Consider the following 15881-nt stretch of genomic DNA (forward strand, 5'->3'; position numbering starts at 1 on the left):
CCACCGCGCCGGAAGCCCACCACCCACACCCCGTGAGGACCACCGACATGGCATCCGCCACCCCCGCCCAGCACCCCGAGGCCGCCGCGCTCCTGGCCCGGTCGCACCGGCTCGGCGCCGATCCGCGCAACACCAACCACGCCGGCGGCAACGCCTCCGCCAAGGGCACCGCTCCCGACCCCGTGACCGGCACGGACACCGAGCTGATGTGGGTGAAGGGCTCCGGCGGTGACCTCGGCACGCTCACCGGGGCCGGGCTGGCCGTGCTGCGGCTGGACCGGCTGCGCGCCCTCAAGGACGTGTACCCGGGCGTGGCGCGGGAGGACGAGATGGTCGCCGCGTTCGACTACTGCCTGCACGGCAAGGGCGGGGCCGCGCCGTCCATCGACACCGCCATGCACGGGCTCGTCGACGCCGCGCACGTCGACCACCTCCACCCCGACTCGGGCCTCGCGCTCGCGTGCGCGGCGGACGGCGAGAAGCTGACCGCCGAGTGCTTCGGCGACACGGTGGCGTGGGTGCCGTGGCGCCGCCCCGGTTTCCAGCTCGGCCTGGACATCGCGGCCGTCAAGGCGGCCGGCCCCCGGGCCATCGGCTGCGTCCTGGGCGGCCACGGCATCACCGCGTGGGGCGACACCAGCGAGGAGTGCGAGGCCAACTCGCTGCACATCATCCGGACCGCCGAGGCGTTCCTGGCCGAGCGCGGGAAGCCCGAGCCGTTCGGGCCCGTACGGGAGGGGTACGAGCCGCTCCCGGAGGCCGGGCGACGGGCGCGGGCGGCCGCGCTGGCCCCCGTCGTGCGGGGCCTGGCCTCCCAGGACCAGCCGCGGGTGGGCCACTTCACCGACGCGGCCGTGGTGCTGGACTTCCTGTCCCGCGCCGGGCACCCGCGCCTCGCGGCCCTCGGCACCTCCTGCCCGGACCACTTCCTCCGCACCAAGGTGCGGCCCCTGGTGCTGGACCTGCCGCCGTCCGCGCCCCTGGAGGACACCGTCGCGCGGCTGCGGGAGCTGCACGCGGCCTACCGGGAGGAGTACGCCGCCTACTACGCGCGGCACGCCACGGACGACTCGCCCGCGATGCGCGGCGCCGATCCGGCGATCGTGCTGGTGCCCGGCGTGGGGATGTTCTCGTTCGGCAGGGACAAGCAGACCGCGCGCGTGGCGGGCGAGTTCTACGTGAACGCGATCAACGTGATGCGGGGCGCCGAGGCGGTGTCCTCGTACGCGCCGATCGAGGAGGCGGAGAAGTTCCGCATCGAGTACTGGGCGCTGGAGGAGGCCAAGCTGCGGCGGATGCCCGAGCCGAAGGCACTGGCCACACGGGTGGCGCTGGTGACGGGCGCGGGCAGCGGCATCGGGCGGGCCATCGCGCACCGGCTGGCCGCCGAGGGCGCGTGCGTGGTGGTCGCCGACCTGGACGGCGAGAGCGCGGCGGCGGTCGCCGAGGAGCTGGGCGGCGCGGACCGGGCGGTAGCGGTGACCGTCGACGTGACGGACGAGGAGCGCGTCGCGGAGGCGTTCCGGGCGGCGGTCCTGGCGTTCGGCGGGGTGGACCTGGTGGTCAACAACGCGGGGATCTCCATTTCCAAGCCGCTGTTGGAGACGACCGCCGAGGACTGGGACCGCCAGCACGACATCATGGCCCGTGGTTCGTTCCTGGTGTCGCGTGAGGCGGCCCGGGTGATGACCGCACAGGGCATGGGCGGCGACATCGTCTACATCGCGTCGAAGAACGCCGTGTTGGCGGGGCCCGACAACATCGCGTACGCGGCGGCCAAGGCCGACCAGGCGCACCAGGTGCGGTTGCTCGCCGCCGAGCTGGGCGGGCACGGCATCCGTGTCAACGGCGTCAATCCCGACGGGGTGGTGCGCGGTTCGGGCATTTTCGCGGGCGGGTGGGGGGCGCGGCGGGCGGCGGTGTACGGGGTGCCGGAGGAGAGGCTCGGCGAGTTCTACGCGCAGCGGACGCTGCTGAAGCGGGAGGTGCTGCCCGAGCACGTGGCGAACGCGGTCTTCGTGCTGACGGGTGGCGAGCTGTCGCACACGACGGGCCTGCACATCCCGGTGGACGCGGGCGTCGCGGCCGCGTTCCCGCGGTAGGGGGCGCCGCATGGCCGAGCGTTCGTTCGCCGCCGTGGACCTGGGCGCCACCAGCGGCCGGGTGGTGCTCGGCCGGGTCGGGCCCGGGAGCCTCACGCTCACGGAGGCGCACCGGTTCGCCAACGACCCGGTTTGCCTGCCCGACGGGCTGCGCTGGGACGTCCTGGCCCTGTTCCAGGGCGTGCTGGACGGGCTGCGGGGGGTGGCCCGCGCGGCCGGTGCGGTGGCGAGCGTCGGCGTCGACACGTGGGCGGTGGACTACGGGCTGCTCGACGCCGACGGGGGGCTGCTGGGGCACCCGTACCACTACCGGGACGCCCGCACTGACGGCGTACCGGAGCGGGTGTGGGAGAAGGTGGGGCCCGCCGAGCTGTACGGGATCACGGGGCTCCAGCACCTGCCGTTCACCACCGTCCACCAGCTCGCGGCGGCGGCGGGGACCGCCCAACTCGCCGCCGCCCGGACCTTGTTGCTGATGCCGGACCTGTTCGTGCACTGGCTGACCGGCTCGGTCGGGGCGGAGGAGACGAACGCCTCGACGACCGGGCTGTTCGACGCCCGTACCGGTACCTGGTCGCGCGAGCTGCTCGACCGGCTCGGCATCGACCCCGGGCTGCTGCCCCCGCTGCGCTCCCCCGGCACCCCGGCCGGGACCCTGCTGCCGCACGTCGCCGCGTACACGGGCCTGCCGCCCGCCACCCCGGTGGTCACCGTCGCCTCGCACGACACGGCGTCGGCGGTGGTGGCGGTGCCCGCCACCGAGCCGGGGTTCGGGTACGTGTCGTGCGGCACCTGGTCGCTGGCCGGTGTGGAGCTGGACGCCCCGGTGCTCGGCGAGGCGTCCCGCGTGGCCGGGTTCACCAACGAGCGCGGGCTGGACGGCACCGTCCGGTACCTGCGCAACATCATGGGCCTGTGGCTCCTGGAGGAGTGCCGCCGTACCTGGGCCGCCCAGGGGCTGCCCACCGGCCTGCCGGGCCTGCTCGCCGACGCGGCCCGGGCGCGTCCGTTCGCCTCCCTCGTCGCCGCCGACGCCCCGGAGTTCCTGGCGCCCGGGGACATGCCGGCCCGGATACGCGGCTTCTGCGTCCGTACGGGGCAGCCGGCGCCCGACAGTCCGGGCGCCTTCGTCCGCTGCGTCCTGGAGAGCCTGGCGCTCGCCCACCGCCAGGCCCTGCGGCGGGCGGCCCGGCTGTCCGGCCGCGACCTCACCCGGGTCCATCTGGTCGGCGGCGGGTCCCGCAGCGCGCTGCTGTGCCAACTGACCGCCGACGCGACCGGGCTGCCGGTGACGGCGGGCCCGGCCGAGGCCACCGCGCTGGGCAATATCCTCGTCCAGGCCAGGGCCGCCGGCCTGGCCGGCCCCGACCTCGCCGGCATGCGCCGCCTGGTCGCGTCGACGCAGCCGCTGCGCCACTACGCGCCGCGTCACGAGGACGCCACGGCGTGGGACGAGGCGGCCGCCCGGCTCGGCCCCGGCCGGGCATGAACGAAGGAAGGAGCCGCGATGCGCGTCGCGCTGTTCGTCACCTGCGTCAACGACGCGGTGTATCCCGCGACCGGGATCGCCACGGTGAGACTCCTCGAACGCCTCGGCGTGGAGGTGGATTTCCCGGCGGCCCAGACGTGCTGCGGCCAGCCCCAGTTCAACACCGGCTACCGGCGCGAGGCCGAGCGCCTGGTGCGCCGCACGGCACGGGCCTTCGAGGGGTACGAGTACGTCGTCACCCCGTCGGGTTCGTGCGCGGCGATGGTGCGCGACCACTACGCGGGGTTCGGCGAGCCGGGGCTCGGGCCCCGGACGTACGAGCTGACGGAGTTCCTGGTCGACGTGCTGGGCGTGAGCGACGTGGGGGCGTACTACCCGCACCGGGTGACGTACCACCCGTCCTGTCACGGGCTGCGGCTGCTGGGCCTCGGCGACCGGCCGCGCCGACTGCTGGCGGCGGTCAAGGGGCTGGAGCTGGTGGAACTGCCCGGCGCGGAGGAGTGCTGCGGTTTCGGCGGCACGTTCGCGGTGAAGAACCCGGCGGTGTCGGTGGCGATGGGGCGGGACAAGGTCCGCAACGCGGCCGGGACGGGCGCCGACGTACTGTGCGGGGCGGACAACTCCTGTCTGATGCACATCGGCGGGATCCTGCGGCGGGAGGGCGAGCGGATGCGGGCGGTGCACATCGCCGAGATCCTGGCGAGTACGGAAGAGGAGCCGCCGCGATGAGTGGAACGTACCTGGGCATGCCGGCCTTCCCGGAGGCCGCCGGGGAGGCGGTGGCCGACCCGGTGCTGCGGGCCAATCTGCGGCACGCCACGCACACGATCCGCGACAAGCGCGCCCGTGCGGTCGCGGAGCTGGACGACTGGGCGCTGCTGCGGGAGGCGGGCAGGCGGATCAAGGACCGTACGCTGCGCCACCTGGACACCTACCTGGTGCGGTTGGAGGAGGCCGTCACGGCGGCCGGGGGCACGGTCCACTGGGCGGCGGACGCGGCCGAGGCCAACCGGATCGTGGCGGACCTGGTGAAGGCGACCGGTGAGCGGGAGGTCGTGAAGGTCAAGTCGATGGCCACGCAGGAGATCGGCCTGAACGAGGCCCTGGAGGCGGAGGGCATCGCCGCGTACGAGACGGATCTCGCCGAGCTGATCGTGCAGTTGGGCGAGGACCGGCCTTCCCACATCCTGGTTCCGGCGATCCACCGCAACCGGGGCGAGATCCGGGACATCTTCCGTGCCCGGATGGCGGACTGGGGCCGTCCGGCGCCCGAGGACCTGACCGACACGCCGGCCGACCTGGCGGAGGCGGCCCGGCTGCACCTGCGGGAGAAGTTCCTGCGCGCGAAGGTGGGGATCTCGGGGGCGAACTTCATGGTCGCCGAGACGGGCACGCTGGTCGTGGTCGAGTCCGAGGGGAACGGGCGGATGTGTCTGACCCTGCCGGAGACCCTGATCTCGGTCGTCGGGATCGAGAAGGTGGTGCCGACGTGGCGGGATCTGGATGTGTTCCTCCAGACGTTGCCGCGGTCGTCCACGGCCGAGCGCATGAACCCGTACACCAGCACGTGGACCGGGACGGCGGACGCCGACGGCCCGAGCGCCTTCCACCTGGTCCTGCTGGACAACGGCCGTACCGCCACGCTCGCCGACGAAGTCGGCCGCCAGGCGCTGCGCTGCATCCGCTGCTCGGCGTGCCTGAACGTCTGCCCGGTGTACGAGCGGGCCGGCGGGCACGCGTACGGTTCGGTCTACCCGGGCCCGATCGGGGCGATCCTCACCCCGCAACTGCGCGGCACGGCGAGCGACATCGACGCCTCGCTGCCGTACGCGTCGTCGCTGTGCGGGGCGTGCTACGAGGTGTGCCCGGTCGCCATCGACATCCCCGAGGTCCTCGTCCACCTCCGTGGGAAGGTCGCCGAGCGGGGCGGGAAGGGCCACCGGCTGGAGCGGGCGGCGGTCAGGGCGGCCACCTGGCTGCTGGACCACCCCACCGCCCTCGCGGCCGGGGAGCGCGTGGCGTCCGCGACCCGGAAGGCGCACCCGGCCAGGCCGCCGGGCACCGGGGCGTGGACCGACGGCCGTGACCTGCCCGAGCTGCCGGAACGGTCGTTCCGCGACTGGTGGAGGAAGAACCGCACATGAGTGAACCGCCCATGAGTGAACGGCACACGAGTGAACCGCACATGGCCGAACCGCCCCCGGGCCGACCGCGCGTGAGCCGACCCCGCACCAGCTCCCGCGAGCAGATCCTCGCCCGTATCCGCGCGGCGAACGCCGGCGCGCCCGACGCCCCCGAGCCGGCCCGTGACTACCGCACGAGCCACTCCCCCGACGACCCGGCCACCCTCCTGGACCTGCTGCACCACAACCTGGCCGACTACCGTGCCCATGTGCACCGCGCGACCGAGGACGAACTGCCGTCGCTGATCGCCCGGTTGCTCGCCGAGCGCGGGGCGGCATCGGTCGCCGTGCCGCCCGGCCTGCCGGCGGACTGGCTGGTCGGCACCGGCGCCGAACTGCGCCACGACACGGCCGGGCGCCCGCTGAGCGCGTACGAACTCGACTCCACCGATGCCGTGGTCACCACGTGCGCCCTGGCGATCGCCGAGACCGGCACGATCGTGCTGGACGCGACACGGGGCCAGGGGCGCCGCGCTCTGACCCTCGTACCGGATCTGCACGTCTGTGTCGTGCGTGCCCCCGGCCAGGTCGTCGCCTCGCTGCCGCACGCGCTGCCACGGCTCGACCCGGCGCGTCCGCTGACCTGGATCTCGGGGCCGTCGGCCACCAGCGACATCGAACTGGACCGGGTGGAAGGGGTGCACGGCCCCCGCACCCTCGACGTGGTGCTGGTGACCGGGTAGGCGGTCCGGATACCGGTCACGGCCGCGGGGGCGCGGGCGACGGGGGCGTGCGTCCGTATGCACCGCGACTGAACGTTTCACCTTCCACGTGCGGGTGACCGGGGGTCGGCCTGCGGCGGGGAACGTGCCACCGTGCGGTGCGGCGCGACACGCGCACGTGTACGCCAATCCCCCATCACTAAGCGTTACGCATATTCACTACGCGTGATGGCGCCTGGAGCGGGGCCTCGTCCGTCCGAGACCGCACGTCCGCCAGGTGGATCACCATACGAAAGGGAAAGCAGCCCATGGCAGTCCAGACCCGTCCGGCCCCCGCCGAGCCGCAGATCCAGACCCAGGAGCAGATCCAGCTCAGCCTCAGCACACGGGCCGCGCGGAACCTCGCGACGACCACCAAGTCCCAGCCCCAGATGCAGGAGATCAGCTCGCGCTGGCTGCTGCGGAAGCTGCCGTGGGTCCATGTGCCCGGTGGCACCTACCGGGTCAACCGCCGGCTGTCCTACGCCGTCGGCGACGGCCGGGTGACCTTCGTACAGACAGGCTCCAAGGTCCAGGTCGTGCCGGCCGAGCTGTGCGAACTGCCGCTGCTGCGCGGGTTCGCCGACCCCACCGCGCTGGCGGCGCTGGCCGACAAGTTCGTCCAGAAGGAGTTCGAGCCCGGCCAGGTCCTCGCCGAGCGCGGCAAGAAGGCCGACCAGGTCTTCCTGATCGCGCACGGCAAGGTCGAGAAGCTCGGCAAGGCCAAGTACGACGACGCCGACACCAGGCTGGGCATGCTCGCCGACGGCGACTCGTTCGGCGGCCGGATGCTGGCGGGCGACAACGGCGCCAAGTGGGAGTTCTCCGTCCGCGCCACCACGAAGACCACGGCGCTGGTGCTCACGCAGGCGGCGTACAAGCAGGTGGCCGGCCAGTACGGGACGCTGCGCGAGCACGTCCAGTCGCTCGCCTCCAACGGGCACAAGCCGACGAACAAGTACGGCGAGGTCGAGATCAGCTTCCTCTCCGGACACGACGGCGAGCCGGACCTGCCCACCACCTTCGTCGACTACGAACTCGAACCGCGCGAGTACGAGCTGAGCGTGGCGCAGACGATCCTGAAGGTGCACAGCCGGGTCGCCGACCTCTACAACAAGCCGATGAACCAGACCGAGCAGCAGCTCAGGCTCACCATCCAGGCGCTGCGCGAGCGCCAGGAGCACGAGCTGGTCAACAACCCCGACTTCGGGCTGCTGAACAACACGGACTACGACCAGCGCATCCAGGCCCACGCCGGCGCGCCCACCCCGGACGACCTCGACGACCTGATCAGCATGCGGCGCAACACGCAGTACCTGTTCGCGCACCCGCGCACCATCGCCGCGTTCGGCAAGGAGTGCAACAAGCGGGGTCTGTACATGGGCAGCGTGGACGTCAGCGGCCACCAGATCCCCGCGTGGCGCGGCATCCCGATCCTCCCGTGCGGCAAGATCCCGATCACCGAGCACCACACGTCATCGATCATCGCGATGCGTACCGGCGAGGACAACGAGGGCGTCATCGGTCTGTTCCAGACCGGCCTGCCCGACGAGTACGAGCCCGGTCTCAACGTCCGTTTCATGGGCATCGACGAGAAGGCGATCATCTCGTACCTGGTCAGCACCTACTACTCGGCCGCGATCCTGGTCCCGGACGCGATCGGCATCCTCGAGAACGTCGAGGTACGTCCGCGTGCCGAATAGCCGGCTCGCCACGCACCACCGCACGGCCGCGCCCCCAGCCGTCCATGAGCTCGCGGGTCCGGTGGGCACCCTGCTCGCCGGGCCCGCGGGCCCCGCGAAGCCGCCCGCCCCGGCGGCCTCCCCGCGCTGATCGCGGCCGAGGAGGAGTGCTAGGGGCACGCGGCAGCGCCCGCGACGACGCGGACGCCGCCCGGCCCCGGACCCCTCCCTCCCCCCACACATCGCAAGGAGTCACCCCCGCATGACCATGACCACCTCCTCCGACGAGGTGCTGCGCACCGACTTCCAGAGGTCCGTCGCCGAGTACTGGAACACCAACCAGCAGGACCCCGTCAACCTGCGGCTGGGTGAGGTCGACGGTCTCTACCACCACCACTACGGGCTGGGCGAGTACGACCCGGCCGTGCTCCAGGGCCCCGAGGACACCCGCCAGGAGCGGATCACCAGGGAGCTGCACCGGCTGGAGACCGCGCAGGCGGAGGTGCTGCTGGACCACCTGGGTCCCGTCACCGCCGAGGACCGGCTGCTCGACGCCGGCTCGGGGCGCGGCGGCACCAGCTTCATGGCCAACCAGCGCTTCGGCTGCTACGTCGACGGGGTGTCGATCTCGGAGTACCAGGTCGGGTTCGCCAACACGCAGGCCGAGGAGCGCGGGGTCTCCGACCGCGTGAAGTTCCACTTCCGGAACATGCTGGACACCCGTCTGGAGACCGGCTCCCGGCGGGCCGCCTGGACCAACGAGACGACCATGTACGTGGACCTCTTCGAGCTGTACGCCGAGATGTCCCGCGTACTGCGGCACGGGGGGCGCTACGTCTGCGTCACCGGCTGTTACAACGACCTCACCGGTGGTCGTTCCAAGGCCGTCAGCCGCATCGACGAGCACTACACCTGCAACATCCACCCGCGCAGCGAGTACTTCAAGGCCATGGCGGCCAACGGCCTGGTGCCGATCAACGTGGTGGACCTGACGGCCCGGACGATCCCGTACTGGGAGCTGCGCGCCAGGTCCGCCCTGGCCACGGGCATCGAGGAGCCCTTCCTCACCGCCTACAAGGAGGGCAGCTTCCACTACCTGCTGATCGCGGCGGACCGGGTCTGACGGGGCGGGGAGGTTCCCACGGGTGTGGGAGCGCGCCGAGGCGTACCGTGGGCTGGTAGGCAGCCTGCCGCCCGCGCGTTTGGAAGGGGTGCCTCCCATGCCCGACAAATCGCTGTTGCAGGGACGAGCCGCAGGTGCGCACGCCCACGGCTCCTGCCGGGGGGACATCGGCCGGCGTGTGGCCGCGCGCCGGGAGCAGCTCGGTCTGAGCCGCGAGGAGGTGGCCGTGCGGGCCGGGTCGGCGCCCGGGTACATCCAGTACCTGGAGGAGCAGCCCGCCACGCCCGGGATCGGGTTCCTGCTGCGGCTGGCGGACGCGCTGGAGACCAGCGTGGTGGAGCTCACCGGCGGTACCGCGGACCTGCCGCCCGGCACCGGCCACGCCCCGCTCCACCCGGAGCTGGTGGACCTCGGCCTCGACGAGTGCCGCACGCTGCTCGGCACGCACGGGGTGGGGCACGTGGCCGTGACGACGCGCGAGGGTCCCGCCATCCTGCCGGTGAACTACCTGGTCGACGAGGGCGAGGTCGCCTTCCGGGTGGCGCCGGACGCGCTGCCGCCCCTGTCGGAGGGCGGCGGCCGGATGGCGTTCGAGGTGGACCACATCGACGACGTGCTGGGCCGGGGCTGGAGCGTCCTGGTCGTCGGCACCCCGCACACCGTCACCGATCCCGAGGCCGTGCACCGGCTGGACGACCAGGCGTACGGCACGCCGTGGGCGGAGGGTGAGCAGGCGTGCTGGGTGGCCGTCACGCCCGACCGGGTCAGCGGCCGGCGGATCGACGTGCCGTACACGCACGCGTGACTCCCGCGCGTGGGGTCACGGGGGCAGTGGCAGCACGCAGACCTCACCCGGCTCGACCGTGACGGTGGCGCCGTCGGCCAGCTCGACGCCGATCGGCTCGCTGCCCGAGCCCGGCACGGCGATGTGCAGGTGGCCCGGCGTCATGCGCAGCCGTACGCCCCAGTGGCCCCGGTAGCGGAGGGTGAAGTCGTACTCGGACAGCTCGGGCAGCGGCACCGGGTCGAGCCGCAGCACGCCGCCGCGCGTCTCCAGGCCGGTCAGGCCGCGCTGTACGAGGTCGAGGGTGCCCGCCATCGCGCCCAGGTGGATGCCCTCGCCGGTGGTGCCGCCCTGGACGTCGGCGATGTCCCCTTCGAGGGCTTCCTGGCAGAACCGCCACGCCTCCGAGCGCCGTACCCGGGCCAGCACCCAGCCGTGCACCAGGCCGCTCAGGGTCGATCCGTGGCTGGTGCGGTTGAGGTAGTAGTCCACGGTCCGGCGCCAGGTGGCGTCGTCCAGGGAGTAGCCGAGGCGGCTCATCAGGGCCGCCAGCTCGGCGGGCGAGAAGAGGTAGCCGAGCATCAGCACGTCGGCCTGCTTGGACGCCTGGTAGCGGTTGACGGAGTCGCCCTCGGCCTCCAGTATCCGGTCGAGCCGGCGGATGTCGCCGAAGCGGTCGCGCCAGCCCTCCCAGTCGAGTTCGGCCAGGTCGCCGAAGCCCTCGAACTGGCTGATGACGCCCTTGTGGAACGGCACGTGCAGCCCGCGTGAGACGTCCTCCCACAGCTCCAGCTCACTGTGGTCCAGCTCCGTGCGCTCGACGAGTTCCCGCCGGCGCGGCTCGGGCAGGTCGCACAGGAGGTCCAGGGTGCGGGCGAGCACCCAGGCGGCGGTGACGTTGGTGTACGCGTTGTCGTCGAGCCCCGGGGTGACGGCGTCCGGGTAGGCGTCGTGGTACTCGTCGGGGCCGAGGACGCCCCGGATGCGGTAGCGGGCCAGGTCGCGGTCCCAGGTGGCGCGGCAGGCCCAGAAGCGGGCGATCTGGAGCAGCATCTCCGCGCCCTTGGTGTGCAGGAACTCGGTGTCGCCGCTCGCCTCGCAGTACGTCCACACGTTGTACGCGATGGCCGAGCCGACGTGGTGCTGGAGGTGGGAGTGGTCGGGCAGCCAGCGCCCCGAACGCGGGTTGAGGTGGAGCCGCTGGGTCTCCTCGCGGCCGTCGCTGCCGCTCTGCCAGGGGTACATGGCGCCGGTGCAGCCCGCGTCACGGGCGGTGAAGCGGGCGCGTTCCAGCCGCCGGTGGCGGTAGGCGAGCAGGGCCCGGGACACCTCGGGGAAGTGCAGGTTGAGGTAGGGCAGGACGAAGAGTTCGTCCCAGAAGATGTGGCCGCGGTAGGCCTCGCCGTGCAGGCCCCGGGCGGGGACGCCCACGTCGAGGTCGGCGGTGTGCGGGGAGAGGGTCTGCAGGACGTGGAACAGGTGCAGGCGCAGGATGCGGCCCGCCTGCTCGGGCACCTCCAGCGCGGCCCGGCGCCAGAGCTGCCGCCAGGCGGCGCGGTGGGAGACCAGCAGTGCCTCGAAGCCGGGCGCGCGGCGCACCCGGTCGACGGCGGCGTGCAGGGGGTCGCTGATCGCCGCGTCGCGGGAGGTGTGCAGGGCGACGGTCTTGTCGACGACGACGGGGCTGCCCGGCCGGACGGTGAACCGGAAGCACTGGGTGACGCGGCACTCGCCGTGGTGGACCGCGAGTTCGGTGTCCTCGGCGCCGGCGGTGGTCGTGCGGGCGGCCATGCCGATCCGGATGTCGGAGGTGCTCGTGCGGCAGCGCAGCCACACGGTGTCGGCGGCGGCGTCGCCGGTGTGGACGTGGGTGAGGTGGCGGGAGGCGAGCTGCCGGTAGCGGGCGACTCCGCCGTTGGTGACGTCGCCGTCGAGACCGGCTTCGACGTCCAGGGTCCCCGCCCAGTTCTCTGCCGTGAGCTCGGTGCGCAGCACGGCGAGATGCGGGTCGGCCATGTGCACGACCCGGGTCTGCCGCACGGCCAGCCGCCGGCCGTCGTCGTCCTCGTAGCGGATCAGGCGCTCCAGGGTGCCGGCGCGCAGGTCGAGGGTCTGGCGGTGGTCGATGAGCTCCTCGCTGTCGGGTCCGAGCCACGCGGCGGGCGTCTCGGCTTCCGTGTCGTCGACGCGGTAGCGCAGCGGCAGCCAGTTGGGCAGGTTGACCATGTCCTCGTTCTCGACCGTGCGGCCCGCCACGTCGGAGGTGAGCCGGTTGTAGCAGCCCGCCACGTACGTGCCCGGGTAGTGGACGCCGTCGGCGGCGCACTCGGTGGCGGCGCCACGGGTGGCGAAGTAGCCGTTGCCGAGGGTGCACAGGGACTCGCGGAGGCTCTCCTTGGCGGGCGTGTACCCCTCGTACTCCCAGGTCCAGTCCGTCACGGCGGCACTCCTTCGCGGGGAGCGTCGAGCAGCTCCCCGAGGTCGTGTACGACGATGTCGGCGCCCGCGCGCCGCAGCCCGCCGGCCGCCCCGGGGCCTCCCGTGCGGTTCACGCCGACGACCAGCCCGAAGCCGCCGCGCCGGCCGGCTTCGGCGCCGGCGATGGCGTCCTCGACGACCGCACAGTCGGCGGGCGGTACGGCGAGCCTCCGGGCTGCCTCCAGGAAGAGGGCGGGGCCGGGCTTGCCGGGGAGCCCGAGGCGGGCCGCCTCGACGCCGTCGACCAGCGCGTCGAAGAGGTCGAGGAGCCGCGCGGAGGCGAGGACCTCGCGGGCGTGGCGGGAGGCGGAGGCGGCGGCGAGCGGGGTGCCGGCGCGCCGGAGGGCGTGCAGCAGCCGCACGGCGTCGGGGAAGGCGTCGACGCCCCGTTCCCGGAGCCGCTGGGTGAACAGCCGTTCCTTCTGGGCGGCGACCGCCTCGACGGTGGCGGGCGAGGGGCGCGGCCCCCGGGAGGCGAGGAAGGCGGCCGCGCCGTCGAGTCGGGACTTCCCGTCGACGTACCGGAGGTAGTCCTCGGTGGCGTCGAACGGCCGGCGCTGTGCCGGGTCCTCGGGCGGGTGGGCGCGCAGCCGGGCGTCGAAGGCCGCCTTCCAGGCCATGGCGTGCGCCCGGGCCGAGTCGGTGAGCACGCCGTCGGTGTCGAACACGACGGCACGCACCGCCCGCAGCCGGTCGGCGGCCTGTGCGGTCATGGCCGGGTCCTCCCGGGTCGTCCTCGTGAGCCGTCCTGACTCCTCGCGGGTTCCCGGCTACGGCCGGCGTACGCCGCGAGCCGTCACCCTCCGTCCATCTCCACTCGAACCTTGACTCGGACCTTGACTCGAACGTTCACCTGAAAGTGGAACCTCGTCCGTCTCTTGATCCTCTTCCATCCCGAAGCGCGCGCAGTCGGCTCGGGAGACGAGCCCAGGAGAACGAGCGAGGAGGGGGCGCCGTGTGATGGCCCAGACGCTGCCGTACGGTCCGCGGCCGCCCCTCGGGGAAAGGCACTCATGTTCAGCAAGGCTCTCGCGCCGGAGTACCAGGGCGCACTCAGCGCGCTGTCGGTCAACGCGTCCCTCACGGACGTGCTCGCCGCGGCGACCGATCAGATGACCGCCGCCCGGCGTGCGGGGGACGCGCACGAGGTGGCACGCGCCGGGCTCGCGGTGGCGGAGGCGCACCGCCGGCTCGGCCACGTCGAGGCGGCCGACCGGGCGTGGAAGGCGAGCTACCGCACGGCCCGCTCGGCCGGGGACCTGCCCGCCATGGCGTGGGCGCTGTGGAGCGGCGGCACGCTGGCCCGGCAGCGCGGCGCCCTGGCGCTCGCCTTCCGGCTGCTGCGGTACGCGGCCGACCTGGGCAAACGCGGCGGTGACGTGGTGGCCCACGGGTACTCGCTGGCCGGGCTCGCGGAGACCGGCCGCATCCAGGGCGACTACGAGGCGGTCGGCGCCCTGCACGACGAGCTGCTCGCCGAGGCGCGCAAGCGGGGCGAGGCCCGGCACACCGTGTGGGCGCTGGAGGGCATCGCCCAGATGCACCGCAACAGCGGCCGGTACGACACGGCGTACGAGCTGTTCGAGGAGGCCGCCGGCATAGCGGCCGCCGCCGACGACCGGCGCGGTCACGCCTGGGCGCTGCGCGGGCTGGCCGACATCGTCTCCGTACGCGACGGTGACGCCGACCGCGCGCTGGAGCTGCTCGGCCGGGCGGAGGCGGACTGCCGCGCGATGGACCTGTCGAGCGCGCTGGCCTACAACCACAAGATGCGCGGCAACGTGCTGTACCGGGCGGGGCGGTACGCGGAGGCGCTGGAGACCTACGAGGGGGCGCTGGCCGAGTTCCGCGAGATGGACGAGCCCCGGGGTGAGGCCCTGTCCCGCCTCGGCGCCGTCAAGGCACACGCCCGCCTCGGGGCGGACCCGGAGCGCACCGCCGCCGAACTCGCCGACCTGCGGGGCGTGCTGGACCGCATGGGTCTGCGCCACGCCCGCGCCATGGTCGACAAGGCCCACGCCGAGCTCGGCCTGCCCGTCGCGTCGGTCGAACCCGTCGAGCCCGCCGAGCCCGTCGCCTCCGTCGCCTCCGTCGCGTCCGTCGAGGGGCCCCGCCGATGACGCCGCCGCCGACCACCCCGCACCACGCGCCCGAGCGGGGCCTCGACGCGGAGGCCGTGCTGGCGCGGTGCCGGGGCATGGTGGAGCCGGTGCTGCGGGCGCGGGTCGCGGGGATGCACGCGTGGCCGGCCGAGATGGCCGGGTACGCCTTCGGGTGGTGCGAGGCCGGTGGCGCGCCCCGGGCCGGGTCGTCGGGCAAGGGGGTGCGGCAGGCGCTGGCGGTGCTGTGCGCCGAGGCGGCGGGCGCGCGGGCGGAGACCGCCGTCGAGGGAGCCGTGGCCGTGGAGCTGATCCACACGTTCTCCCTGCTCCACGACGACATCATGGACGGCGACGAGACCCGCAGGCAGCGCCCGGCGGCGTGGAAGGCGTACGGAACCGGGCCCGCCGTGCTGGCCGGGGACGCGCTGTTCGCGCTGGCCTTCGAGGTCCTCGCGGGCTCGCCCGGCCCGCACAGCGCGGCGGCGGTGCGCCGCCTGTCGGGGGACCTGGCGGACCTGGTGGACGGGCAGGCGGAGGACCTGCTGTTCGAGGGGCGGCCGTGGACCGGGCCGGGTGCCGTCCCGGTCGGCGCGTACCTCCGCATGGCCGAGCACAAGACAGGGGCGCTGCTGGGCTGCGCGGCGGCGCTGGGTGCCCTGCTGGCGGGCGCGCCGGCGGTGACGGTGGACGCCCTGTCGTCGGCGGGGCGGGAGCTGGGCGTCGCCTTCCAGGCGGTCGACGACGTGCTGGGGCTGTGGGGCGACCCCGCGACGACGGGCAAGCCGGTCCACGGTGACCTGCGGCGCCGCAAGAAGACCCTGCCGGTACTGGCCGCCCTGGCGTCGGGCACGCCCGCGTCCGGGCGGCTCGCCGCGCTGCTGTCCGCACCGGGACCGCTGGACGGGGCCGGGCTGCGGCGGGCGGCCGGACTGGTGGAGGAGGCGGGCGGCCGGGAGACGGCCATGGCCGAGGCCCGGGAGCGCCTGGACCGGGCGAGGGCCGCCCTGCTGGGGGTGCCGCTGGTGCCGGGGCCCGCCGCCGAGCTGCTGGCGCTGCTGCCGTACGTGGTGGGCCGCGCCGTGTGAACGCCGGGGCGTCGGCTCGCGTGAGCCCGGGGCGGCGCCTCGCGTGAGCTCCGGGGCGGCGCCTCGCGTGAACCCCGGGGCGTCGCCTCGCACCGGGCCCGAGGTGTGGACAGGCTCCGACAAAGTCGGTCAACGCCAGGAAAACGTCCAAT

At 73.8% G+C, this 15881-nt stretch carries 13 protein-coding genes; 11 read left to right on the forward strand and 2 right to left on the reverse strand.

Annotated features, from left to right (window positions below):
* Positions 1-47 precede the first annotated feature (47 nt).
* From ACZ46W_RS02655 to ACZ46W_RS02695, 9 genes are all read left to right on the forward strand, one after another.
* The gene (locus tag ACZ46W_RS02655) at positions 48-2102 is read left to right on the forward strand and encodes a bifunctional aldolase/short-chain dehydrogenase (RefSeq protein ID WP_468330157.1); all 2055 of its coding nucleotides are present in this window, start codon (positions 48-50) and stop codon (positions 2100-2102) included.
* 10 nt (positions 2103-2112) lie between these two features.
* Positions 2113-3591 (forward strand): rhamnulokinase, encoded by a 1479-nt coding sequence (locus ACZ46W_RS02660; RefSeq protein ID WP_468330160.1) that lies wholly within the window; start codon positions 2113-2115, stop codon positions 3589-3591.
* An 18-nt stretch (positions 3592-3609) separates the two neighbouring features.
* Positions 3610-4320: a (Fe-S)-binding protein gene (locus ACZ46W_RS02665; protein WP_468330163.1), complete on the forward strand. Its 711-nt coding sequence runs from the start codon at positions 3610-3612 to the stop codon at positions 4318-4320.
* Positions 4317-5735: a lactate utilization protein B gene (locus ACZ46W_RS02670; RefSeq protein ID WP_468330166.1), complete on the forward strand. Its 1419-nt coding sequence runs from the start codon at positions 4317-4319 to the stop codon at positions 5733-5735. The genes ACZ46W_RS02665 and ACZ46W_RS02670 overlap by 4 nt, the downstream gene beginning before the upstream one ends.
* 41 nt (positions 5736-5776) lie before the next feature.
* On the forward strand, positions 5777-6457 hold the full coding sequence (locus ACZ46W_RS02675) for a LutC/YkgG family protein (RefSeq protein WP_468332398.1): 681 nt from the start codon (positions 5777-5779) through the stop codon (positions 6455-6457).
* A 287-nt stretch (positions 6458-6744) separates the two neighbouring features.
* Positions 6745-8178, forward strand: a complete 1434-nt coding sequence (locus tag ACZ46W_RS02680; protein WP_468330169.1) for a family 2B encapsulin nanocompartment shell protein — start codon at positions 6745-6747, stop codon at positions 8176-8178.
* Positions 8168-8308, forward strand: a complete 141-nt coding sequence (locus ACZ46W_RS02685) for a hypothetical protein (RefSeq protein ID WP_468330172.1) — start codon at positions 8168-8170, stop codon at positions 8306-8308. Before ACZ46W_RS02680 ends, ACZ46W_RS02685 begins: the two co-directional genes overlap by 11 nt.
* 117 nt (positions 8309-8425) lie before the next feature.
* Complete coding sequence (locus tag ACZ46W_RS02690) at positions 8426-9280, forward strand: geranyl diphosphate 2-C-methyltransferase (RefSeq protein ID WP_468332401.1); 855 nt, start codon at positions 8426-8428, stop codon at positions 9278-9280.
* Between the two features lie 97 nt (positions 9281-9377).
* The gene (locus ACZ46W_RS02695; RefSeq protein ID WP_468330175.1) at positions 9378-10085 is read left to right on the forward strand and encodes a helix-turn-helix domain-containing protein; all 708 of its coding nucleotides are present in this window, start codon (positions 9378-9380) and stop codon (positions 10083-10085) included.
* Between the two features lie 15 nt (positions 10086-10100).
* On the opposite strand, the gene ACZ46W_RS02700 is transcribed toward ACZ46W_RS02695, so the two are convergent.
* Both ACZ46W_RS02700 and ACZ46W_RS02705 read right to left on the reverse strand, forming a co-directional pair.
* The gene (locus ACZ46W_RS02700; protein WP_468330178.1) at positions 10101-12503 is read right to left on the reverse strand and encodes a glycoside hydrolase family 65 protein; all 2403 of its coding nucleotides are present in this window, start codon (positions 12501-12503) and stop codon (positions 10101-10103) included.
* A complete protein-coding gene (locus ACZ46W_RS02705) occupies positions 12500-13255 on the reverse strand; it encodes an HAD family hydrolase (RefSeq protein WP_468330181.1) in 756 nt (251 codons plus the stop codon). Before ACZ46W_RS02705 ends, ACZ46W_RS02700 begins: the two co-directional genes overlap by 4 nt.
* 300 nt (positions 13256-13555) lie before the next feature.
* Here ACZ46W_RS02705 and ACZ46W_RS02710 point away from each other — a divergent pair, with 300 nt between their 5' ends.
* Positions 13556-14662, forward strand: coding sequence for a tetratricopeptide repeat protein (locus ACZ46W_RS02710; RefSeq protein WP_468330184.1), 1107 nt, complete (start codon positions 13556-13558; stop codon positions 14660-14662).
* Positions 14659-15729 carry a polyprenyl synthetase family protein gene (locus tag ACZ46W_RS02715; RefSeq protein ID WP_468330186.1) on the forward strand — a complete coding sequence of 357 codons (1071 nt, stop codon included), beginning with the start codon at positions 14659-14661 and terminating at the stop codon, positions 15727-15729. Before ACZ46W_RS02710 ends, ACZ46W_RS02715 begins: the two co-directional genes overlap by 4 nt.
* Positions 15730-15881 lie beyond the last annotated feature (152 nt).

The organism is Streptomyces sp. NPDC031064 (assembly GCF_055570965.1).